The sequence below is a fragment of the Devosia sp. ZB163 genome, assembly GCF_028613635.1.
GTDB lineage: Bacteria > Pseudomonadota > Alphaproteobacteria > Rhizobiales > Devosiaceae > Devosia_A.
In genome coordinates, this window is record NZ_JAQRMY010000001.1 from 920,348 (window position 1) to 942,180 (window position 21,833).

General features: G+C 61.0%; 19 protein-coding genes. 2 read left to right on the plus strand and 17 right to left on the minus strand.

Translation table 11 applies throughout. The annotated features are described in order from the left end of the window. Positions 1 to 100 precede the first annotated feature (100 nt). On the plus strand, positions 101 to 1,261 hold the full coding sequence (locus PRN20_RS04790; protein WP_273955925.1) for an acyltransferase family protein: 1,161 nt from the start codon (positions 101 to 103) through the stop codon (positions 1,259 to 1,261). Positions 1,262 to 1,303: 42 nt separating this feature from the next. On the opposite strand, the gene PRN20_RS04795 is transcribed toward PRN20_RS04790, so the two are convergent. The 7 genes from PRN20_RS04795 to hisH form a co-directional block, all read right to left on the minus strand. After that, a complete protein-coding gene (locus PRN20_RS04795; RefSeq protein ID WP_273955926.1) occupies positions 1,304 to 2,992 on the minus strand; it encodes a D-glucuronyl C5-epimerase family protein in 1,689 nt (562 codons plus the stop codon). A 163-nt stretch (positions 2,993 to 3,155) separates the two neighbouring features. Further along, the gene (locus PRN20_RS04800) at positions 3,156 to 4,445 is read right to left on the minus strand and encodes a glycosyltransferase family 4 protein (protein WP_273955927.1); all 1,290 of its coding nucleotides are present in this window, start codon (positions 4,443 to 4,445) and stop codon (positions 3,156 to 3,158) included. A gap of 168 nt (positions 4,446 to 4,613) precedes the next feature. Continuing rightward, complete coding sequence (gene wecB / locus PRN20_RS04805) at positions 4,614 to 5,696, minus strand: non-hydrolyzing UDP-N-acetylglucosamine 2-epimerase (protein WP_273955928.1); 1,083 nt, start codon at positions 5,694 to 5,696, stop codon at positions 4,614 to 4,616. Beyond that, positions 5,693 to 6,853: a glycosyltransferase family 4 protein gene (locus PRN20_RS04810; RefSeq protein WP_273955930.1), complete on the minus strand. Its 1,161-nt coding sequence runs from the start codon at positions 6,851 to 6,853 to the stop codon at positions 5,693 to 5,695. Before PRN20_RS04810 ends, wecB begins: the two co-directional genes overlap by 4 nt. Beyond that, positions 6,850 to 7,989, minus strand: coding sequence for an N-acetyl sugar amidotransferase (locus PRN20_RS04815; RefSeq protein WP_273955931.1), 1,140 nt, complete (start codon positions 7,987 to 7,989; stop codon positions 6,850 to 6,852). The genes PRN20_RS04810 and PRN20_RS04815 overlap by 4 nt, the downstream gene beginning before the upstream one ends. Further along, complete coding sequence (locus PRN20_RS04820) at positions 7,986 to 8,747, minus strand: AglZ/HisF2 family acetamidino modification protein (RefSeq protein ID WP_273955932.1); 762 nt, start codon at positions 8,745 to 8,747, stop codon at positions 7,986 to 7,988. Before PRN20_RS04820 ends, PRN20_RS04815 begins: the two co-directional genes overlap by 4 nt. Beyond that, entirely contained in the window at positions 8,741 to 9,352 is a 612-nt protein-coding gene (hisH, locus tag PRN20_RS04825) for an imidazole glycerol phosphate synthase subunit HisH (RefSeq protein WP_273955933.1), read from the minus strand. Before hisH ends, PRN20_RS04820 begins: the two co-directional genes overlap by 7 nt. Before the next feature lie 162 nt (positions 9,353 to 9,514). On the opposite strand from hisH, the gene PRN20_RS04830 reads away from it, so the two are divergent. Beyond that, positions 9,515 to 10,810, plus strand: a complete 1,296-nt coding sequence (locus tag PRN20_RS04830) for a hypothetical protein (RefSeq protein ID WP_273955934.1) — start codon at positions 9,515 to 9,517, stop codon at positions 10,808 to 10,810. A gap of 26 nt (positions 10,811 to 10,836) precedes the next feature. On the opposite strand, the gene PRN20_RS04835 is transcribed toward PRN20_RS04830, so the two are convergent. The 10 genes from PRN20_RS04835 to PRN20_RS04880 all read right to left on the minus strand — a co-directional run bounded on the left by PRN20_RS04835 (position 10,837) and on the right by PRN20_RS04880 (position 21,768). Then, a complete protein-coding gene (locus PRN20_RS04835) occupies positions 10,837 to 12,141 on the minus strand; it encodes a lipopolysaccharide biosynthesis protein (RefSeq protein WP_273955935.1) in 1,305 nt (434 codons plus the stop codon). Continuing rightward, positions 12,134 to 13,243 carry a DegT/DnrJ/EryC1/StrS family aminotransferase gene (locus PRN20_RS04840; RefSeq protein ID WP_273955936.1) on the minus strand — a complete coding sequence of 370 codons (1,110 nt, stop codon included), beginning with the start codon at positions 13,241 to 13,243 and terminating at the stop codon, positions 12,134 to 12,136. The genes PRN20_RS04835 and PRN20_RS04840 overlap by 8 nt, the downstream gene beginning before the upstream one ends. Continuing rightward, positions 13,240 to 13,797 carry an acyltransferase gene (locus PRN20_RS04845; RefSeq protein WP_273955937.1) on the minus strand — a complete coding sequence of 186 codons (558 nt, stop codon included), beginning with the start codon at positions 13,795 to 13,797 and terminating at the stop codon, positions 13,240 to 13,242. The genes PRN20_RS04840 and PRN20_RS04845 overlap by 4 nt, the downstream gene beginning before the upstream one ends. Then, positions 13,797 to 14,858 carry a Gfo/Idh/MocA family protein gene (locus PRN20_RS04850; protein WP_273955938.1) on the minus strand — a complete coding sequence of 354 codons (1,062 nt, stop codon included), beginning with the start codon at positions 14,856 to 14,858 and terminating at the stop codon, positions 13,797 to 13,799. Before PRN20_RS04850 ends, PRN20_RS04845 begins: the two co-directional genes overlap by 1 nt. Before the next feature lie 3 nt (positions 14,859 to 14,861). Continuing rightward, a complete protein-coding gene (locus PRN20_RS04855) occupies positions 14,862 to 16,187 on the minus strand; it encodes a nucleotide sugar dehydrogenase (protein ID WP_273956776.1) in 1,326 nt (441 codons plus the stop codon). A 203-nt stretch (positions 16,188 to 16,390) separates the two neighbouring features. Beyond that, positions 16,391 to 17,341 carry an NAD-dependent epimerase/dehydratase family protein gene (locus PRN20_RS04860; protein WP_273955939.1) on the minus strand — a complete coding sequence of 317 codons (951 nt, stop codon included), beginning with the start codon at positions 17,339 to 17,341 and terminating at the stop codon, positions 16,391 to 16,393. 500 nt (positions 17,342 to 17,841) lie between these two features. Beyond that, positions 17,842 to 18,864: an ABC transporter ATP-binding protein gene (locus PRN20_RS04865; protein WP_273955940.1), complete on the minus strand. Its 1,023-nt coding sequence runs from the start codon at positions 18,862 to 18,864 to the stop codon at positions 17,842 to 17,844. After that, positions 18,861 to 19,892 carry an ABC transporter ATP-binding protein gene (locus tag PRN20_RS04870; RefSeq protein WP_273955941.1) on the minus strand — a complete coding sequence of 344 codons (1,032 nt, stop codon included), beginning with the start codon at positions 19,890 to 19,892 and terminating at the stop codon, positions 18,861 to 18,863. The genes PRN20_RS04865 and PRN20_RS04870 overlap by 4 nt, the downstream gene beginning before the upstream one ends. Positions 19,893 to 19,903: 11 nt before the next feature. After that, positions 19,904 to 20,767: an ABC transporter permease gene (locus tag PRN20_RS04875; RefSeq protein WP_273955942.1), complete on the minus strand. Its 864-nt coding sequence runs from the start codon at positions 20,765 to 20,767 to the stop codon at positions 19,904 to 19,906. Further along, positions 20,764 to 21,768, minus strand: a complete 1,005-nt coding sequence (locus tag PRN20_RS04880; protein WP_273955943.1) for an ABC transporter permease — start codon at positions 21,766 to 21,768, stop codon at positions 20,764 to 20,766. The genes PRN20_RS04875 and PRN20_RS04880 overlap by 4 nt, the downstream gene beginning before the upstream one ends. Between the last annotated feature and the right edge of the window lie 65 nt (positions 21,769 to 21,833).

Sequence of the window (21,833 nt, forward strand, 5' to 3'; positions counted from 1 at the left end):
CAAAGGCAGCGATCGTCTATGGACAGGTCCCGCGTCCACAGCGCTCGGGTTGAGTCTAGGAAGCGCTCTCGTGTAGTGAGACCGCGCAGGAGGTTGCGGTATGCATGATCAGGGAAGCAACGCCCGAATCTCGGAGTTGGACGGACTCCGAGGGCTGGCTATCGTCTTCGTCCTCCTGTGGCACTTCGTGGGTGCACTTTCCGGCGATGACATCGTTCGCTCGCTGACGATATGGGGCAGAACGGGGGTCGACTTCTTCTTTGTGCTGTCTGGCTTTCTCATCATCGGAATTCTGGTCGACGAAAGAGATAGCAAGCATCTGCTCAAGGTATTTTACTGGCGTCGATTCATGAGGATCTATCCGCCATACGCAATGCTGATTGCATTGTACTGGCTTTGTTATGTGTGGGTTGGTGAGAGTCCAGCGTTCAATACCAATGCAGGCGCAGTAGTGCAGCTGCTCGCACAGGTGACATTTACGTGGAACTGGCTGATGGCGGTCACGGATAGTGCCGTCGCACGGGGATTCTCCGTAACTTGGTCAGTTGCGATCGAAGAGTGGTTCTACCTCATAGCGCCATGGGTCATGATAGCCACACCGCGCCGATACCTCGTCCCGCTGCTGCTCGCGATTGGTGCAACCTCCATTCTGGCGAGGGGGGCGGCACACCTGCTATTTGGCGCGAACCATTCCCTCGCTCCTTATGTCCTGCCGCCTTTTCGGCTGGATGGGTTCTGTGCCGGTGGACTGCTTGCGTTGGCGATGCGGAATAAGCTTGCGAAGCAAGCATTGCTCAAGCACGCGTCGAAGGCCGCGAAATGCGCTCTTGCCTTTGTCATCTCGACGCCACTAACCATCGCGGTGATACAAAACGACCTCGACCGGCAGATGTATCTGTGGGGGCACACGTATCTAACTGTCGGGTACGCGATAGTGCTCCTTTGGGCGATTCAGAGCGCTGGCGAGAAACGCACGAAATGGCTCCGCGTCAAGGCGCTAACGGAAGCTGGTCGGTACTCGTACACACTGTATCTGTTCCATCCCCTATTCATAAGCCTGTGCTTCACCTTGGCTGGAAAGCAAAGAGAAATTGTTGCCAGCTGGCAGGACGTGTTGCTTGCGGTGAGCGCGTTTGTGGTCAGCCTGCTGTTCAGTATTGTTTTCTACTGGGCCGTAGAAAAGCGCGCGTTGGCGCTCGGAAAGCGTATGGCGTACCGCGATGCTGCCTTCTCGGGCGAGCGTCAGGCCACCCAGTCCTAGAAATTGGCGGTTTGCGGGGCTGGCGACGTCTGAGCTTGACGGTTACTGGCCTTGAGGCACGACGCTGCCCGAGTCCACGAGATACCGATACAGCGCCAGGGTATTGCCGAAGGTAACGACGTTACCCAGTTCCATCTCGAAGGGGCCTTGGTCAGGCAGGTTTTCCGGATCCGTCCACACGTGGATGGTCAGCTTTGACAACCGATCTGTCAGAGACTCGTATTTTGGGAAGCCGACCTTCGACAACAGCACTAGGCTGGTTTCGCCCGCTCTCAAGCCCGGATAATAGCGTGTGGCACGCGTCCCATGGTCGTCTTCCACAGTGATCCCAATAGCGATGTCGCGGGAGGGCGATACCTCAATCCCAAACAAACTGGTCGTTGATATCGGGATTTCAGTTTCAAGGGCGATGTTTGCGCGGGTGCTGGTGTAGTGCGCAGGATCAGCCGCTGCAGAAAAGAGGGGGGCGACTGTCACGGTCCTGTCATCAATGGCAACTGCGTCGAACGCGACGCTCACGGTTGGGGTCAATGTAGCGTGCTGATCCCGGCGCTCAGGTAGCGGAGGCATCTCGAACAGGGTTGCTTGCACCCCATTGTCGCTTATCGCTTTGCAGGATGAGGGTGGGGCAGGCGGGGTAGCAACGATGAAGGCGCGTTTGAGGAATTCCTCGCCCTGACGATGCGGGAAGTTCGACTCGGTTCGCCACAGCTCGCCGTTTGGCAGCTTGCATTCCAGGCTGACGGGGTAAGTGTCCAGTAGATATGGATGCGGCGCTCCTACGTGGGAGAAAAGCAGCTTTCCGTCGTCCATCGCGTGTACTGGATACTGTAAAGCCAGATCGCGTTGCCTCACCAGTTGCATTTCAGTAAAGAGCTTCTCGCCTGTTAGTGCAGCGAGTGAGGAGAGTTGGACGCTCTCGAAAATCACGTAGTGGGGAGGAGAAACGGAGGCCTCATTCAGCATGTACAGCGACCAGTCGGGGATCGCATTGAAGGCGTCCGCCTTGGCCCTAGTACCTGCTACGGCGCATTGATATGCCTCCACTAACTCGGGATCCTGCGTAGCAGATGCGAGTAGGTAAAGTGCCTGCATTCCATATAGATGGCCGTTGAGTACGAAGTACTCGTCATTGACACTCATGTTTGGCCAGCTGAACTCCGACAGCCAGCACCCACTTGCATCTCTCCAGATTGAGCCTCCCGCTGTTGGAGACTTTATCGCCTGTCGGAGCGCCGCGAGGGCGAGCGTGCGCAAAGTTACGTCCTCGAGCACCTCGGAGGCCGCATACAGCGCCAGCGGAGTAGCAAAGCCATCCATACCCGACCACCAGCCACTCTTTAGGTCTTCATAGTCAAAGTCATAGTTCCACCGCACGATCTGCCCGCCCTCCCGAAGAACGTTGGGCCACTTGAGTAGAGTGTCGACACCGGCGCGTGCGTCGTCTCCCAGTTCGGGGTCTCCGGTCCTGGCGTAGTCGTAGAGACGGCGATAGAGATGTTCGGCGACGCGGAGTGGATCTCCTTTGGCAGTCATGGCCTCCCAATCTGTCGCAACCTCACGTGTGGTCGGGTAGAACCAAAAGAACGGCGCGACCAAAGGAAGTGCGACGTCGACGACTGAAGATGATTGCTTGACCGGCAATGCATCCCAGCGCGGAGCGGGACTTGAGCTGGTCCACCAAGCCAGCGTCAATGCCGAGATTGCGAGAGCTGCAACAAGAATCGGCATGCGCAAATGTCTCAAGGAAGTGCTCCGATAGTATGAGTTGCCATTTCCGGCATTAGTGCGCCGCCCGGCTACAATGATTGCTAGCGTCGAGCTGTCGCGAGCCTCGGCTGGCGGCGTGCCGGGCGCTGACTGCCGTCCGGCGCTGTCGAGGCTCCGCTCGGGTCTATGAGATTGCGACGATGCTCGGGGTGCCGCCACTGCCTTCGGAGCGTGATTGACCCGGTCCCTTGTTGTCTGGACCGAGGCACAAGTCCAGGTAGTCGCGGCCGAGCCTGGCATAGCTGCGGTTGGCGATCAGCCACTCGCGGCCGGCCATCCCGATTGCTTGGCGCTCCGCTTCCGGCATCGCGGCGTAGCGTTCGATTTCGGCGCGAAGTGCAGCGACGTCCCCTGCCGGCACATAGCTTCCTGAGGCCGCCTCATTGATCATTGAGGGGTAGCCTGAGTAGGAGGCGACAACTGGCCTGCCTGCCAGCATGTAGTCTGTTACCTTGTTCAGGGATTGGCCAAACTTCCAGATCTTGGAGGGGCGCACCGAGAAGTAGAGCAGATCGCATCGTTCAAGGACCGAGTGCACCACGTTTTTGGGTACGCCCGGTGCAAAGGTGACGTTCGCGAGGTCGGCGCATTCACGCTGGAACGTCTCTTTCAGCCCGCCTTCGCCGACAACCAGAAATTGAACGTTGCTGTTGTCCTGCATGCGTCTGGCGCAGGCGAACAGCGTCTCCAGTGCGTTTGCCATGCCAATAGTCCCGGCGTAACAGACGATAAACTTGTTCTCCGGGAGGTACTGCCGTGCGTAGTCTTCGGGCATGGGAGCCGCCTGTGCGGCGGCCCCTTCATCCACGCCCATAGGAATGCAGAACACGGGCGCAGCCGATCCAGCCACCTCGGCAACGTGTTCCGCAAGGTTGGGCATGGTGCCGACGACGGCGTCGCTGCGCCTATACGCTAGTCTCTCTATCCATCCCAAAGTCAGGACGAATGGATTGTACGGACTGAATCCGCCTTCCTCGATGACTGTGAGGGGCCAGATGTCGCGCACCTCGAAGATAAGGCGACAGCCGTAGCGGCGCCGGAGTAGCAGGCCGTTGAAGATCGTCAGCAAGGACAGGCTGGACACGATGATCGCGTCGGGGCGGGGTAGGCCGTCCTTCGGCAGGCGCCAGAGCCGCCACTCGAAATCGAGCCAGCTAATGGCGCGCGAGATCGACTTGGAGCCTCGGTACTTCTTAGTGCGCAACCTGGTGACCTCAACCCCGTCCACAACCTCACGCGCCTGTGCGCCGTCAACTGCCCGAGGACTCGTAAGGTGGTTGGAGTCAGAAGTGAGGATGACACAGCGGTTGCCGTTCTTCCTTATCTCTCGCATTATCGAGAAGGCGCGGGTGCTCCACTTTTGTTCGCGCGGCAGCGCAATATACTTCGAGACGTACCAGATGCAGGCGTTCACGTTGCGAGCTCTTCGCTTGGCTGGGGGGTGTTGTTGATCGTCCTAGCGTATCAGTGAAGTCGAGCCCCACTGCATCGAGATACCATTTGATGTTGAGGTAGTGCGTCCGTTCTCGTCCTCAACAGGGCAAGCGCCTCTTCTCGAGTAGGAAGGTGGGTGGTGAAGTCGCTATCTTATGTGCTGACTTAGGATACTTACTATCTCGGGCGCCGCGTTGCCGTGGCCATAGAGTGAATCGCCCTCGCCTCGGCGCTCTCGCGCGGCCAGGATAGCTTGTGCTACGGCGACGGTATCGGTGGGAGGGGCAAGTGTGTTCCAACCGCAATCCAGCAATTCTACCCACTCGGTTTCATCGCGCAGCGTCACGCAAGGGACACCCTGGAAGTAGGCCTCCTTCTGAACGCCGCCGGAGTCGGTGGCAATGACTGCAGCGGCGCCTTCGAGACGGATCATGTCGAGATACCCGACGGGCTCGACGACTCGAATCCGGTCAGGCCAACGGCCGGCTCGGTCTAGAGCCGCGCGGGCGCGCGGGTGCAGGGGCAGGACCACAGGGAGCGTCCGTGCTACCATCTCAAGAGCGTCGATGATCGTGAGCAGGCGCGCAGGATCGTCGGTGTTCTCGGCCCGGTGAACCGTCGATAGCACGTACTGGCCCTCCGACAGGGCAAGGCGCGCTAGAACGCTGCTCACACTACGCGCACGCTGGCCGAATTGGCGGATAGCGTCGAACATGACATCGCCGACGTCGTGCACGCGCTCTGCCGGCAGACCCTCGCGCGCTAAGTTCCGCGCCGCTGCCGCCGACGGGACGAAAAGCAGGTCCGCCAGATGATCGGTAAGGACGCGGTTCTGTTCTTCGGGCATGCGCCGATTGAAAGAGCGTAGGCCGGCTTCCACATGAACAATCGGAATGTGCATCTTGCTGGCGGCAAGCGCGCCGGCGAGCGTCGAGTTGGTATCGCCATAGACAACGACTGTGTCCGGCTTGAGTTCAAGGAACGCCTGCTCGAGTGCAGCTAGCATGGCGCCGGTCATCGCCCCGTGAGTGCCACCCGATATTCCTAGGAAGCGGGCCGGTTTCGCGATCCCGAGTTCTTCGAAGAACACGTCCGACATGTTGGCGTCAAAGTGCTGACCAGTGTGAACAATGGCCTCTTCGAACGTACCGTTCGCTGCAATCGCACGCGACAGGGGTGCGGCCTTGATAAACTGGGGGCGTGCACCGACCACCGTGACGATGCTCTTCACGGCAGTATGCTCCGGCCGGTCGGGGAGGCTTCAGCAGCTGTAGGTTGATCCCTTAATAGCCGCTCGTACAGGCTTGTCAGTTGCTGTTCCTCGACGGTCCAGTTGTAGCGCTGGTGCACCGCCCGACGGCCATTCTCGCCGAGGCGGCGAGCCAGCAGAGGGTTGGCTGCGAGCGTATCGATTGCCCGCGCGATGGCCCTTGGGTCTTCGGGATCTACGCAGATACCGCAGTCGCTGTGCTCGATTATGTCGCGCCATAGCGGAAAGTTTGATCCGATCACGGGAATACCGGCCGACATATACTCGAACATCTTGTTTGGCTGCGCGTCGATGTGGTTTGGCAACGGCAGGAATGTCACGATTCCTGCCAGCGAGCGGGCCATCACATCACGCACACCGCTGCGCGGGATCTGGCCGAGCTCATCGACCGCGCCCCAGCCGGAGTTCTGCACGAGTCTGTCGCGCAAGCCCCTTTCCCCAAACTCACCCGCAAGCGCGAGGCGCACGCCGGTACTGCATAGATGCAGGGCAGAGACGACTTCGTTGAGGCCGCGGATGGAGGAGACCCCGCCGACGTAGCAGACGACCGGCTCCTTGTTGTCCCACGAGACGGGCGTCTCCAGCTCACCCAGCAGAGGATAGTTGTTGATCACGGTGGTGGGCACGCCCATGTCGCGGAATTTCTGGCCGATCTTGGGAGTGGCGCCGACTACGTGGTCGATCCGCTTGCAGGCGTAGGTTTCAAAAGCGCTGGCGGCCAATGAGATGGCTCGACGCAATGCAGGCTTGATGTATGGCTTCGAGAGAATCTGCCGCGGAAAATCCTCATGCGCGTCGAAGACAACCTTGCGTCCGTCGCGCTTGAGCGCGAGCCCCGCGGGCAGGAGCTCCGGATCGTGCAGGTGATAAATGTCGGCACGTAGCCTACGGGCGCGTGCGAGTACACGTCGTGTCGCGGTCAGTGCCCGACCCATCCTGCCGCCGGGCTTGCCCACGTCATGGACCTCAACGCCGTCGTGAATGGCGTCACCAAGACCGTCTGCGACAATCAGCGACACGTGATGTCCGCTCGCCAGCAGGCTACGGCATTGTTTGACGAAGATCCTGACATCGTTTCGCGGGTGCGCCGACGTCAGGTGTGCAACCCGAAACGTCACGAATAGATCCTTACGTCGCGCCCGCGTACACGACGATAGAGTTGCTGAGCCTGCTTGATGGCCCGTTGCATTCCGTCCCAGTTGGCAAAGTCGGAATACGAGCGCTTTGGGCCGGCCATGTAGCGTGCAAAATCGTCTCTACTTATACCCAGCTTCTTGCAGAAATATGCTAGGTCGGAGTCGAGGTCCTTGGCTGCATAGAGGTGCTCCTCTAGCGACTCGGCAGCCTCGTCGCGGCTTATCTGACCCGAGACGATCAGGCTCGACAAATGCGGGCGGCGCTTGTCGTAGCCGAACCTCTCAGGCAGGTAGTAGTTCTGAAACAGCTTAGTAAAGCGCGACTCTCCGTGCTTGCGGCCATAAGGGCGCCAGCCGATCGACACCAGCGTGTCGACAGCCTGCTGTTTGTCGTACTTCATGAAGTTGAGCGGCCGAACGGTCCGCATGCCGTGCACGAACGGATACGTCAGATAGTATTCCAGGAAGCTGACGGTCGGATAGGCCTTTAGCGCGCGTGTTCCGAAGCGCCTGTGGATTGCCTTGAGGTTAATCGCATCCATGGCGCTGCCGTGCCAGCTGTCGGGGAAAATACCCTCCGTCGCGATGTTGCCGCCGCTCATGACGTAATTCACGTTGTTGCGGACAGCGTAGCGGTAGAGGCTCGCAAAGAAGGCGTGGTCCTGCGGTACGTCTTGGTTGGAGACCCCGGACTTGAGGTAGGACAACTGAAGATCGCGCATCTCCTCCCAGTCGATGACGATTGTGTGCAGGTCGTAGCCGCATGCCTTGACGATGGTCTCGACATTGGAGACCGCGAGTTCGCTGTTCCAGCCAGCATCGACATGCACGACCAGCGGTCGCAATCCCCATTCCTTGGCGCGCAAGGCTAGGTAGGAACTGTCGACCCCGCCGCTCAGGCCAATTATGCAGTCATACTCCTTTGCGCGGCCGGCAGCCTTGATTTCGTCGAGCTTCTCAGCCCATAGGCGCTCGCCTTCTGCGTTGGGAAACCAGCGCCGGCGTGTCTCGACCTCGAACTTGTGACAATGGCTGCAGACACCTTCTTCGTCAAAAGTGATCTGCGGATCCGAGGTATCCATCACGCAGCGAGTGCACACTTGGTAGGGGCGAGTCATCTATTCTGCATCAGCCTCTCGAGCGTCGCATAAGGTGGATATGTGATGAGCACGGCGCGATGCTTGCCGTGGTAGACGAAGAACGCGCCTGCAGCCACCGCGCTGGCACCTGCCTCGATAGCGACTCGGATGTCATCTAGACTCCCTACTCCCCCCAGCGCAACCAGCGGAACCTCGATGTCATTGGACGCAATGCGGATGAGATCGGCATCAACCCCTTGCATAGTCCCATCCCGATCCACAGCATTGAGCACTACCTCGCCTGCCCCTGCACCGACGACGCGACGGAGGTGGCCCTGCCAGTCTCTCTCCGTGCGGCCGCTCGCCGACCAATAGAGCTTGTATCCGGAGCCCCAGCTCTTCTTGACGTCAACTGCGGCCACTACTGCCTGACTGCCGAACTTCGTGGCGATACGTGTAATCAGCTCAAGGTTTCGGGCGGTGGCAGTCTGTAGGCTCACCTTCTCAACCCCAAGGGCAAAAAGCCGCTCTGCATGCTCGATCGTGGAAATGCCTCCGCCGTAGCAAAAGGGCATGAAGCACTCTGCGGCCAACTCCTGGATGGCTTCGAAATTCGGGGCGCGCCGCTCGCGTGACGCGGTGATGTCGAACACCAGCAGCTCGTCGACTTCCTTCTCGTTGAAGATGCGGATGGCGTTGAGGGGATCGCCGACATAGCGTGGACTGGAAAACCTGGTCGTCTTTACCAAGCCGCCGTTACGCAGCAGCAAGGTAGGGATGACGCGATGTCTCAGCATGCGTAGGCCGCGAAGCGGCTCAACAGCTGCATGCCAAACTTGTGACTCTTTTCGGGGTGGAACTGTGTGCCCCAGACATTGCCCCGCCCGTAGATGCAGACAAACTCCTCACCATAGCGGCACGTGGCGATCACGTCTTCGGAATTATTGCAGCGCGCGTAGTAGGAATGCACAAAGTAGAATCGCCTCTCCTGTTCATCCTGCTCAACCAGCGGGTTGGGGCGCTTCACGTCGATAGTATTCCAACCCATATGCGGCACCTTGAGGCGCTCGCTTGTCCGATGGTCGGAGAACTTGACGAAAGAGGCGTCGACAAATCCTAACCCCTCGCAACCGGGCGCCTCCTCACTCTCCTTCGCCAGAAGTTGCATGCCGAGGCAAATGCCGAGTATGGGGGTACGCTCCGCGACGACCTTTTGCTTGAGAGCGTCGACCAGCTTGCACTCATGAAGAGCCCGCATTGCGGTGCCGAACGCGCCGACGCCTGGCAGTACCAGGGCTTTGGAGCGCTCTACCTCATCGGCCGTCGCGACGAGGTCGACCTCGATGCCGACGTGGCGGAGCATGTTCACGACCGAACCAACGTTGCCGATGCCGTAGTTCACTATTGAAATCATACTATTAGCTTCGAACTGACTCGCTGCAGCCTAGGACACACAAATGTTTCGACTAACCCATGATCTAATGTCAAGGTGGCGGTCGTTCCTGGAAGTGAGGCGTTCCTTGGTCGTGTTTGGTTGATATTGACGATGTGGGCGAGACGCGCAATGGGTCCTGCAGTCGGATTCGTACTAGAAAATCCGCTAGTATCGTTCTTTTCTGCGGTATTCATGATTCATGCGGCGTCGGTGATCTATGTTACTGGCGATGATTACATATACTATACAGCATTGTATGGTGTCCTGGTATGGGTGTCGTACCTGTCATCGAGGTCGTTGACTGGGTCATTTGTCTCCGGGGTCACCGGGCGAGTCGCTGACATCTTGAGGCTGCCGGATAGGCCGCTGGCAAGCACGCTCGTGGATATTTTTGTATTTTTGTTCCCCGTTGTTTACTTCGGGGTGGCGGGGCGAGTGCCGGCCTATGACATGCTGCTTAGCGCAGATTATTTTGCTAACGCAGGCCTGAGGCATGAATTCCACGACGGCATTCCAACCCTCCTTAGCTACGCGGGAGAGTACTACATCAAGGCTATAGCGCCGCTGTGGTTGCTTTATTCATTTATCTTTCGCCGCAAGGCATATTGGCTGCTGGCTGTATATCTAGGGCTGTTCGCCCTCGGAATGATCACCAAATCGGTGGTGGTGATCATTTTCGTGCCGACATTGCTCTTCCAGGTCTTCGGAAAGAAGCTGGCTCACGCCGCCATCACTGCGCTGATCATACTTGGCGTGATCTACGGGAACATTCTTCTGCAGGACAAATCGCTCTCGGCTCCTCTTTCTCTTGATATCACTGAGCAGAGCCCACATATCACTGAGCAGAGCCCACGCCCCTCGGACGAACTCTCATCAACCGAGGAACCGGCAGGCGAAGCCTCGCTAGTTGAGCGCGCGTCTGGCGTGGCCCGAGGCGTCTACGTCGCGAGCGAAGCGATCCTTGCTCGGCTATTCTACAAGAACGGGTTGACCGTCAAGTTCTGGATGGAGAGCTACTCGACCGATTTTCCTTCAGAGAAAGGGTGCGGTTACCGCTGGTATGCGTCTCTAGTAGGCTGTGAGTTTGTCTACATTCCCGAGAAGATATGGCTGAAATACTTCCCCGAGCTGCATGCCCGTGGCATTGGAGGTAGCGTCTCAGCGGCGAACTACATCAACGGATACGCCAACTTCGGAACGCCGGGAGTGCTTGCGTCTGGCGTGCTCACGGGCCTGCTGCTCGCCTTGCTGACCGCCGCGTTTCCTAACCCCGTAACAGCACTGGCCGTAAATGCGGCGGCCATTGCCCTGACCTTCGAGAACACACTCAGCATACTGCTTAACTCCGGGGGCTGGGGGTTGTTCGTCGCCTTGGCCGTGCTCTTTCTGCCGCGCCGTGCGACCGAGTACAGGCTGCGGGGATAGTGTCCCGGCTAGACGGCAAGCCTGCGCTATCGGTCAGTTGCGTTCGTTGCTGCCATCTGTAGCGACAGGAAGGTGTACGCGGCGTAGAGCACGCTGCCGACCAGCGAGAGCCCCAACAGTGTATTCTTAGCGTCGAATAGGTAGCCACCGATCGACAAGGTGGCGAGGAAAGTCGCCAGAAGTAACCATTGCCAGGCCATCAGCAGGCGCAAGCGTTCGGCGAGGTAGAACGACCAACTCAGTGGCGATGCGATGAACTGCAGGCAGACGAGAGGCGCCAGTATCTGGCCGTACACGCCGGCCTCTCGCCACTGGGGCCCCATGAACAGCTCAAACAGCAGTGGGCCCAGCGCGAGAAGGGTCGCGAACAGCACCACGGCGAGTGCGGCGAGCGCCCGGAAAGTCATGTTCATTGTGTTCACGAAACTGCCGGTGTCGTGGCGTTCGCTGGCGGCGCGCTGCCGGAAGGTCTCGCCCAGCCCTTGAACCAAAACAGCCGTCCCTGCCCAAATGCGCTGGAACATCGTCAGGTATCCTGCTGCTGCGGCTCCGAAGAAGGTCGAAAAGAACAGCACGGGCAGGTTGGTAGCCAGGGTGTTGGCCAGGTCCGATGGCAAGGAGAACAGTGGGAAATCGCGGTACTTTCGCGCCTGGGCGACGATGTCGGCGCCAGTAGGGATCGCGGTAGCGTTACGTCGGAGATACAGCGACACGCCCAGCGCAAGGCAACTTGCGAGGTAGCCCGCCGCCGCTGCTGCTGCCAGTCCGGCAGCCCCAGCACCCAGGAGGCCGAATACCACCGAGGCCAGTGCGGTCGTAGTCGCGCTGGCGATACGGGCCATGCTCGAAAGTGCAAACCGGCGACCACGGATGGCCCAATTGATTAGGATTTGCGCGCTGCCGGCGAACGAGGTGGAAACGACCACCAGTATCGCCAGTTCCGCATGCTGACGTATCAGAGAGACATTCATCAGCCAGGCTACGCAAACAGCTCCGCCCAACAGGGCAGTCGTCGCAAGCACGAAACAGGCAGCCACCATCGCTACGGCGATGGCATCGGTTTCCCGCTTGGGCAGGAGGATGGCTGCCTCGTAGCGCCCCGTCGATGCAATGGTGCCCAGTCCCGTAGCCGCAGCTGTGACGCCAAGCAGTCCGAAGTCCTCCGGCGAGTACAGGCGCGCAAGGATGGGCAGGATCAGGACAGGCAGGGCAGCAGCTGCAAGCAGGCCTAGCGTGTTCGTGAGTGTGTCGCGCGCGTAGCTGTTCTCGCGCAGGACTGCAGCCAGCCATTTGCGAACCGCGCCAGCCGCTTTGGTGAGATCCTCAGGCAACTGAGTCGCGCAGAGCCGCGGCAATCATGTGTTGAGTGTCCGCGGAGAGGTAAGGGTGGAAAGGCAGGCTGAGCACGGTTTCGGCAGCCAGCTCGGACTGCGGTAGTGGCGATCCCATCCGGCAGAGCGAGGCATAGGCTGGCTGCTTATGGAGTGGTACCGGATAGTGGACCGCTGTGGGAATGCCTTTCGCGCCTAAGGCAGAAACCACCGCCTCGCGATCGGCAACCCGGACGGTGAACTGGGCCCACACGCACGTGTTGCCCCGTCGGACCGTCGGCAGGCCGATGGCGTTGTGACCGGCCAACAGTTCGAGATACTGTTGGCCCAAGGCGATGCGCTGGTCGATCTCCCACTCGAAGCGTTCGAGCTTGGCCAGAACGATGGCGCACTGCAGCGTGTCCATGCGACCGCCGACGCCGATGCGAGTGTGCCAGTAGCGGCGCTCCTGGCCGTGGGTACGGATCTCGCGAGCAATCTGGGCCAGTCGATCGTCGTCCGTCAGCAGAGCCCCACCGTCTCCATAGCAGCCAAGCGGTTTGGAAGGAAAAAAGCTGACGCAGCCAAACTTGGACAGCCCCGAGGAGCGGCGGCCGTGATGGGTAGCGCCAAGGCTCTGAGCAGCATCTTCTATGATTGGAAGGCCGTGGCGATCGGCAATCGCCTGCAAGGCCAGCATATCCGATGTCTGACCATAGAGCGAGACAGGGATTATCGCCCTGGTCTTGTGGGTGATCGCCTGTTCGACCAGCGCAGTATCGATATTGTAGGTGTCGGGTTCGATATCAACGAAAACCGGCGTTGCGCCGACCAGCACAATCACTTCTGCAGTGGCGGCAAAGGTAAAGGGGGAGGTGATCACCTCGTCGCCCGGGCCTACGCCCAGCGCCATGAGGGAGATCAACAACGCTTCGGTGCCGGACGAGACGCTGACGCAGTGGCGCACGCCGACATACTCGGCAAGTTTACGCTCCATTTCGGCGACTTCCGGGCCCATGATGTACTGTGCATGGTTGAGCACGGTCTGAATACGGGCATCGATGCTCTGCTTGAGCAGGGCGTACTGTGTCTTGAGATCGATGAAGGGAAGCGCCTGGGTCATAGTCGCCTGCAAGTATCCTCGGTGATTTGGTAGGTGGTCCCGGCCTCATCCGTGACGACGCCTGTGCCATTGAGGCGTGTGCCGCTTTCCGACATCCAACCGACGCGCCGGGCTGGGACCCCGACCATGAGGGCATAGTCCGGCACGTCCTTGGTGATCACGGCGCCGGCGCCAACAAAGGCAAACTCGCCAATGGTGACACCGCAGACCACGGTACAGTTGGCGCCGAGCGTCGCGCCGCGCCGCACGACTGTCGGCCGATACTCGCTCTTCCGACTGACTGCCGAGCGCGGATTATGGACATTGGTGAAGACCATGCTCGGACCGCAGAACACGTCGTCTTCCAGCCTTACAGCGTCATAGACCGAGACGTTGTTCTGGATCTTCACGTTGTTGCCAATAACAACATCGTTGCCCACAAAGACGTTCTGTCCCAGCGAGCAATCGCTGCCGATCTGGGCGCCGCCGCAGACGTGCACCCAGTGCCAGATGCGTGTGCCATCGCCCACAATCGCGCCGTCGTCCACGATCGCCGTTGGGTGGATCGTGACCATCAATAGTCAAGTGGCAGGTTGATGCGCTGCCCGTCGCGGGCAGATTTGTAGATGGCGATCAGCGTCTCGAGGCTCTTGAGGCCCTCGCGACCATCGGTTTCCGGCTCGCTCTCGCCGCGCAGAACGCGAATGACATTGTCATAGTAGAGCGGGTGGCCAAACCCATAGACCGAAGTGGTTTCGTAGCTTGCACTGGCGACATGGGCGTCGTCCTCGTGCGGTTCTGCGAATTCCCAGTGCTGTATCTCGTTCACGGCCACACCGCCAATTCGGACCGTGCCTGACTCTCCGATAATGGTAATGCTGCCCTCGAGATTCTTCGGGTAGGTCAGCATGGTCACGTTCATGGACCCCATGGCACCGGACCGCCACTTGATGCTTACCACGCCGGTGTCTTCCACCTCGATATTGCGCGCCAGGGTGCCGGTATAGGCATAAAGGCTCTCGATTGGGCCAATCAGCCAGTCTAGCAGATCAACATAGTGGCTAGCCTGGTTCATGAAGGCGCCGCCATCGAACTCCCACGTGCCGCGCCAGCTGGCGGCATCGTAGTAGTCCTGCGGGCGCGTCCAGAAGACATTGATATTGACCATGTAGATGCGGCCAAAGCGCTTCTGATCTACCGCGTGCTTGAGCATTTGCAGAGTCGCGTTGCGACGGTTCTGCTTGACCACGAAGAGCCGGACGTTTGCATCGTCACAGGCCTTGACCATATCGAGGCCGTCTCGCCAACGCGTCGACATCGGCTTTTCCGTTATGACGCTACGACCCGACGCAGCAATCTGCTGCGCCTGCGCGCTGTGCAACCCACTCGGCGTGGTCAGTACGACCACGTCGGCCGCCGTGCTCTTCAACAGTTCGTCCAGGCTGCCGTGGCCCCTGGCGCCAGTCTTCTCGACGGCCTTCGCCAGCGCCGTCGGGTCGATGTCACACACATCCACGAGTTCAGCCCGATTGCCATGCTGAGCTATTGCCGCAAAGTGATTCTGCGCGATCCGCCCGGCGCCGACGAGAGCGATGCGAATGTTGCGGTCGGTGATCGGAGGGGGAAACAGACGCATGGATCAGGACTTCACAACATTGGGGGCGGGCTCCAGGTATCGCCCGCGAGTGTCGACGATGAGCCTGGCATGCTTGAGGATGTGCGCGAAGTCATACTCGTCGTGGTCCGTTGCGAGCAGCACGCAGTCGTAACTCTTCAGGCTCGCTGCGCTCAGATCGACGCTGGACAGATCGAAATGAGTGTGATTCCGAAGCTTGGGGAATGTCGGCACGTAGGGGTCGTTATAAGCGATGGAGGCGCCAAGCGCCTGAAGCTTCTCCATCAGGATGACGGACGGTGACTCGCGCATGTCATCGACATTTTTCTTGTAGGCGACGCCCAGCACGAGAACCGAGGAACCGCTTACGGCCTTGCGTTGACGGTTCAGCGCGTCGGTGACCTTGGCAACGACATAGTCCGGCATGTTGGAGTTGACCTCGCCGGCCAACTCGATGAACCGGGTCGTGACGCCATATTCGCGGGCTTTCCAGGTCAGATAGAATGGGTCGATCGGAATGCAATGACCACCCAGACCTGGACCGGGATAATAGGGAACAAAGCCGAATGGTTTGGTGGCTGCGGCTCGGATGACCTCGTGGATGTCGATCCCCATGCGGTCGGCCACGATCTTCATTTCGTTGACGAGGCCGATGTTGACCGCCCGGTGGATGTTCTCCAGCAGTTTTGTCATCTCGGCTGCGCGCGTCGAGGTTACCGGGACCAGCTTGTCAATCACTTGGCCATAGAGCGCCAATCCGACATCGAGACACGCGGGGGAATAGCCCCCGCATACCTTGGGGATGGTGTTAGTGCTGAACTTGGCGTTGCCCGGATCCTCGCGCTCGGGCGAGTAGACCAGGAAGTAGTTTTCACCGACCTTGAAGCCGCTCGATTCGATACGCGGCAGCAGCTCCTCATCCGTTGTCCCAGGATAGGTGGTGCTTTCAAGCGACATTACCTGGCCTTCCCGCAGGTGGGGCAGCAGAGAGTCCACGGTGTCAAGCACGAAGCTTAAATCAGGTTCGCGGTGTGCGTCGAGCGGGGTGGGAACGCACAGGATCAAAGCGTCTACCTCGGCAGCCCGGCTGAAATCCGTAGTTGCCTCGAAGCCATGGTCGATCGCGTCGAGCAAGCGATCCTTCGAAATGTGCTTGATGTAGCTTTGGCCGCTGGACAGCTTCTCGACTTTCTCCGCGTCGATGTCGAAGCCAACGACCTTGTAGCCGACCTCAGCGTAGCGCAGTACCAGCGGCAGGCCCACATAGCCCAGCCCGACAATGCCGATCATCGCTGTCTTGTCGGCAAGGCCTTGAACCAGCTTGGATTTCGAAGAGTTATCTAGCGCCATTACCCACTCGACCTGATCTTTTGCTGCCGCTCGCGCGGCGTTTCTTCCCCGGCTGGCCATTGTTCGCCGGGGCCTTGACCGTCTCGTTGCCTCTGCACATCCGATTGCCGCGACCTTGCGCGGAATAGCGTGGACATCAGGATTCGGAAATCGATCTGTGGCGCGATGCTCGGATCTAGACGCCGCAACACAGACATATCCAGCTAGTTGGAGAGAGCGAATTCCGAGCCGGATTTATGTATCGCTTCCCTGATGCCCATGCTCTCCGAGAAGGCGAAAGTCGACTGGAATGCGCTGCTGTCGATGTCAAGATCGCCAAACAGGCTCTGGGCAAGGCGACGCCGTCCAAGCAGGATGAGTGGGCCGTTCAGCAGCTGGGTGGGCATGGGGAACAGCGCCTGCTGTTTGCCCATCGCTTTTCTCAGCAACGACAGGACCTCCGCAAGAGACAGGTTCTCGGCGTTGGCAACGCAGTATGCCCCCGACCTCTCGTGGCTCCAAGCATGGTTGGCCAGGTGGTCGAGCATTTCGGCCAGCGTGTCGACGCCGATATACGCACGCCGGTTGCTGGTGCTGCCAAACGGGAGAGGGGCGCCGGTCAGCGCGAGCCGCTGCAGGGAGCGCCAATTCCCCGGCGCATCTGCTCCTACCACCAGTGGAGGGCGAAGGGACACGGCAAAGATGCCGTGCGCTGCCAGTACGGCGACATGTTCCTCGGCCATGCGCTTCGACAGTCCGTACGGTCCAGCGGGGCGGGGCCGCGTTGCCTCGCTGATTCGACCGGGAGCAGCATTTTCAGTCACAGCGGCAATGCTGCTTAGCAGTAGAAACCCCTGCACGCCGGCATCGATGGACGCGACGGCGAGGCGTTTGGTAGCCTCCACGTTGGCTGCCATGTAACGGGCAGGATCCGCCGATTTCACATGTGCGAGGCCGCCAAGGTGTACGACTGTGGCCGCATCTTCGAGCGCTACTGCAAGCTGGGTCGACTGTTCGATCGGGCCGGTCTCGACGATGCGGATTTGGGCATGATCGCGCCACGACGCGGGGCACTTCCGCGCGCTCTGCACCAGCAGCGTCACGTTCCGCCGCATGGCGATCATGCGGGCAACAACATGACGACCCACAAATCCCGTGGAGCCAGTGATCGCCATTCTGCCCACCCGGGGCGGCGGGAGTGAAGTTTGCCTCATGAGTTGAGACCCACGGTGCCGTCCTGAGCGATGCGAACGGTGCGGAGCAGTGGTGCGTAGCCGCGAGTCCACCAAGCACAAAGCCGAAAAGGTCCCGTTTGGATCGTCACGATGTCAAGCGCGACTGGGATCGCTCATCTGGCTGGTCGAGTAAGCAGGGATATCCGTGCGCGATCACGTCAATCATCGGAAATAGAGGGTGTGCAGCATTGTATGAGCCCACCCCTAGCATGACACATACTGGATGTCATGAGGCTAAGCACAATGCCTGACAGCTCATGCGCCGCCCGCGGCGATGCTCGTCGCAACTTGGTGGGGGACGCTAGGTGTCTGACGCGTATAGAAGAACTTCGTAGTCGAGGAAGTTCTGGTAAGTACGATTGTGGTAGCCGGGGCGGGGACCTGGGAGCAGGCCGGTCGCACCACTGGCTGATGCCGCCGACTCACCCCGCGGTCGCCCCTCAGCCCCCCACCACCACCGGCGCAACTCCCGGCAACCTGAACACTGCCGACACATCCTCATCCGGAGCGATTGGCGAGTCGCGGTAGAGGAAGCAGCTGGCGAGGCGTTGGCTGTCCGGCATGTATTTGGGCGGGGCGCTTTGCCAGCATTGGTCCATCACGTGCGGGCAGCGTGGGGCGAAGCGGCAGCCTGCGTTGGGGCGGCTGCTGTTGGCCTCGGAGACGGGGATTTCCTCGTTGCCCCAGGCGCGGTCGAGGTCGGGCAGGGGGATCGAGGAGACGAGGAGCTGCGAGTAGGGGTGCCGCGGCGCCCCGATGACGCGTTCGACCGCGCCGGCCTCCGCGATCGCCCCGCGATACAGCACGAGGATGTTGTCGCAGATCTGGAAGGCCGTGGTCAGGTCGTGCGTGATGTAGATGATGGAGATGCCGAGCTCGCGGTTGAGCGTGCGCAGCTCGTCGAGGATGGTGGCGCGCAGCGAGGCGTCGACCATCGAGACCGGCTCGTCGGCGACGATCATGCGCGGCCGGAGCAGCACCGCCCGGGCGACCATCACGCGCTGGCGCTGGCCGCCGGAAAGTTCGTGCGGGAAGCGGCCGAGCGTGTCCTGCGGCCTGAGGCCGACGCGCTTCAGTGCATCCTCGATGAGGCTGCGCGCCTTGGCCTCGCTGTCGGCCAGCCGGTAGCGCTTCACCGGCGTCGTGAGCACGTGGTCGATGCGATAGAACGGATTGAAGACCTCGAACGGATCCTGGAAGACCGGCTGCACCTCGCGGCGGAACTGGCGCTGCTCGGCCGAGGACATCTTGGCGATGTCCTTGCCGCGGTAGAACACCTCCCCCACGGACGGGTTGATGAAGCCCAGCAGGATGCGCGCGAGCGTGGTCTTGCCGCTGCCGCTCTCGCCGGCAATGGCGGTCATCGACGGGTTCGTGTCCGACAGCGACATGGTGACGTCGCTGAGGGCGGTGAAGCTGCCGTAGGTCTTGGTGACGCCTTTGAGTTCGATCAGCGCGCTCATGGACGGGCCTCGTGGTGCTGGGCTCTGGCCGTGACGGGCAATGGCGGCAGGCTCTGGTGTTCGGGATAGAGGTGGCACGAGGCTCTCTGGCCGGGTGCAACGTCCTGCAGCAGCGGCGTCTCGGTGCGGCAGCGCTCGAAGGCGAAGGGGCAGCGCGGGTTGAAGCTGCATCCCGGCGGCAGGTCGACGAGCGGCGGCGGCAGGCCGGGAATGCCCGTCAGCGCCTGCTTGACCTCGATGCCGGGGAGGCTCTCCACCAGCAGCTTGGTATAGGGGTGCTTGGGGTTCTCGATCATCTGCCGGACCGGCCCGATCTCCACCAGCTTGCCGGCATACATCACGCCGACGACGTCGGCGAACTGGGCGATGAGGCCCATGTCGTGGCCGATCAGGACCACCGCGGCGCCGAGCCCATCCTGCAGGCGCCCGAGCGTCTGCATCACCTGGCGCTGCACCACCACGTCGAGCGCGCTGGTCGGCTCGTCCGCGACGATCACCTTGGGCGCGAGCGAGGTGGCGATGGCCATGGCGGCACGCTGCTTCATGCCGCCCGACAGCTCATGCGGGAAGCGCTTGGCGACGCTCGGGTCGAGGCCGACGCTGCGCAGCAGTTCGGCGACGCGGGCATCGAGCTCGGCCCGCTTCATCCTCGGCTTGTGGGCGAGGATGGCGTCGATCATCTGCTCGTCGAGCTTCATGACCGGGTTGAGCGAACTCATGGCGCCCTGCGGGATCAGCGCGATGTCCCGCAGCCGGGTTTCCCGGAGCTCCCTGGGGCTCATGGCGAGGATGTCGCGGCCGTCGAGCATGACCTTGCCCCCGGCAATCCGGCCGGGTGCGCGGGTCAGCCGCATCAGGGCGGTGGCCATGGTGGTCTTGCCCGAACCGGATTCGCCGATGAGGCCCAGCCGTTCGCCCGGCTTGAGCGAGAACGAGACGTCGTTCACCGCCTTCGCCGGTCCCTTGCCGGTGTCGTAATGGACGTGCAGGCCCTCGACGACGAGGATGGGTTTGTCTTTGTCGGTCATCAGCGGGCCTCCTAGCGCCTTGCCAGTCTGGGGTTGGCGAAGCGGTCGAAGCCGACGGACGTCAGGAACAGACCGATGAAGATGAGGGCGATCATCAGGATGGGCGGGCTCCACCACCACCAGTAGCCGCGCAGCACCGCGGAGGATTGCTGGGCCCAGTAGATCGTGTTGCCGAGCGTCATCTCGTCGAGTGCGCCAAGGCCCAGCGCTTCGAGGCCGATGACGGCGAGGATCGAGCCCGACACGGTGCCGACGAAGCTGGCGACGATGTAGGGCATGATGTTGGGCATGATCTCGGTGAACAGGATCTCCCACGGGCCCTCGCCGTTGACGCGCGCCACCTCGATATAGGCCTTCTCGCGGACCGTCAGGACCTGCGCCCGGACGGTGCGCGCGGTGAACATCCAGCCCAGCGAGGCGACGACGAGCGCCATCACGAAGGTCGACATGCGATCGATGTTGCCGGCGATGATCACGAGGATCGCGATCGCCGGAACGGTCAGCAGCGCGTCGGAGATGACGCGGATGACCGCATCGATCCAGCCGCCGAAATGGCCGGCGATGAGGCCGAGCACGGTGCCCATGCCGACGCCGATGAAGCCGGCGATGAGGCCCATCTTCAGGGTGTTGGGCGTGGCGTAGATCAACAGGGTCCACATGTCGCGGCCCTGCGAGTCCGTGCCGAGGAAGTAGTCGCCGCCCGGCGGCCGCCGCGGGCGGACGGCGCCGACCTGCGCGTTGGCAGCGTCGGTGAAGAACGGGCCGATGATGCCGAACAGGACCACGGCGGTGATGATGACCAGCCCCAGCAGCAGGAGGGCGCTGAGGCGGCCCTGCTGGATGTTGCGCTGGACGGAGGCGAAGAACCGGTTCATCGGCGGATCCGCGGATCGAGAAGGGGATAGAGCAGGTCGACGATGAAGAGCAGCACCGCCAGCGTGACGATGAGCATCAGCACTACGCCCTGGATGACGAAGTAGTCCTGGCCGCGGATGGCGACGTAGAGCAGGTTGCCCAGCCCCGGGTAGTTGAAGATCACCTCGACCAGCACGGCGCCGGAAACGACCGAGCCGAGCGACAGCGCCAGCGCCGTGATCTGCGCCAGCAGCGCGTTGCGCATGCCGTACCAGAAGAAGATCCGGCGGGGGTGGAGGCCCTTTGCCTCGGCGAAGGTGATGTAGTCCTCACCCAGTACGTTCACCATCTGGCTGCGCATGCCGAGCGCCCAGAAGCCGATATTGCCCAGGATGATCGCCATGCTCGGCAGGACCGCGTGGCGCAGCACGTCCTGCGTCGTCGCCCAGTCGAGGCGCATGATGCGGGTGGTGGCGACGCCGCCGGCGGGCGGGAACCACTTCAGCACCACCGCGAAGAAGTAGATGAGGATGATCGCGAGCAGGTAGAACGGGATCGAGGTGAGGATCATCATCATCGGCACGAGCGTCTTGATGCCTCGGCCGGCGCCGGGCCACGCCATGCGGGCGCCGAGCAGCGATCCGGTGACGAAGGCGATCAGCGTCGCCACGGCGAGCAGGCCGACCGACCATGGCAAGGCGTTGCCGATCATGGTCGAGACCTTCTCGGGGAAGTTCGCGAAGGACACGCCGAGGTCGAAGCGGAACAGGTCGACCCAGTAGTTGATGTACTGCTCCCACAGCGGCGCATCGAGGCCATACTTGGCCCGGTAGGCAGCCGAGACCGCCTGGATGTCGACGCTCTGGTTGCCGCCGCCGGCCTGCAGGCGCGCGAGCGCCGTCTGTACGGGGTCACCGGGCAGGAGGCGCGGGATGATGAAGTTGATGCTCACCGCCACGAAGATGATCAGCAGGAACTGGCTGAATCTCGTGAGCAGGTAGCGTTGGAGTTCCTTCGACATTGGGCCTCGCTGCAGGTCCTAAAGGGGGTGGAGCAGGCAGGAGGGCCTGCCTGCTCCGGCGCTCG

Bases quoted from the DNA above. Each gene is read 5' to 3' on its own strand.
- PRN20_RS04830 (WP_273955934.1), top strand. From the start codon at position 9,515: ATGGGTCCTGCAGTCGGATTCGTACTAGAAAATCCGCTAGTATCGTTC.
- PRN20_RS04795 (WP_273955926.1), bottom strand. From the start codon at position 2,992: ATGCCGATTCTTGTTGCAGCTCTCGCAATCTCGGCATTGACGCTGGCT.
- PRN20_RS04850 (WP_273955938.1), bottom strand. From the start codon at position 14,858: ATGCGTCTGTTTCCCCCTCCGATCACCGACCGCAACATTCGCATCGCT.
- PRN20_RS04875 (WP_273955942.1), bottom strand. From the start codon at position 20,767: ATGAACCGGTTCTTCGCCTCCGTCCAGCGCAACATCCAGCAGGGCCGC.
- PRN20_RS04845 (WP_273955937.1), bottom strand. From the start codon at position 13,797: ATGGTCACGATCCACCCAACGGCGATCGTGGACGACGGCGCGATTGTG.
- PRN20_RS04815 (WP_273955931.1), bottom strand. From the start codon at position 7,989: ATGACTCGCCCCTACCAAGTGTGCACTCGCTGCGTGATGGATACCTCG.
- PRN20_RS04880 (WP_273955943.1), bottom strand. From the start codon at position 21,768: ATGTCGAAGGAACTCCAACGCTACCTGCTCACGAGATTCAGCCAGTTC.
- PRN20_RS04855 (WP_273956776.1), bottom strand. From the start codon at position 16,187: ATGGCGCTAGATAACTCTTCGAAATCCAAGCTGGTTCAAGGCCTTGCC.
- PRN20_RS04860 (WP_273955939.1), bottom strand. From the start codon at position 17,341: ATGGCGATCACTGGCTCCACGGGATTTGTGGGTCGTCATGTTGTTGCC.
- PRN20_RS04790 (WP_273955925.1), top strand. From the start codon at position 101: ATGCATGATCAGGGAAGCAACGCCCGAATCTCGGAGTTGGACGGACTC.
- PRN20_RS04870 (WP_273955941.1), bottom strand. From the start codon at position 19,892: ATGACCGACAAAGACAAACCCATCCTCGTCGTCGAGGGCCTGCACGTC.
- PRN20_RS04865 (WP_273955940.1), bottom strand. From the start codon at position 18,864: ATGAGCGCGCTGATCGAACTCAAAGGCGTCACCAAGACCTACGGCAGC.
- PRN20_RS04840 (WP_273955936.1), bottom strand. From the start codon at position 13,243: ATGACCCAGGCGCTTCCCTTCATCGATCTCAAGACACAGTACGCCCTG.
- PRN20_RS04820 (WP_273955932.1), bottom strand. From the start codon at position 8,747: ATGCTGAGACATCGCGTCATCCCTACCTTGCTGCTGCGTAACGGCGGC.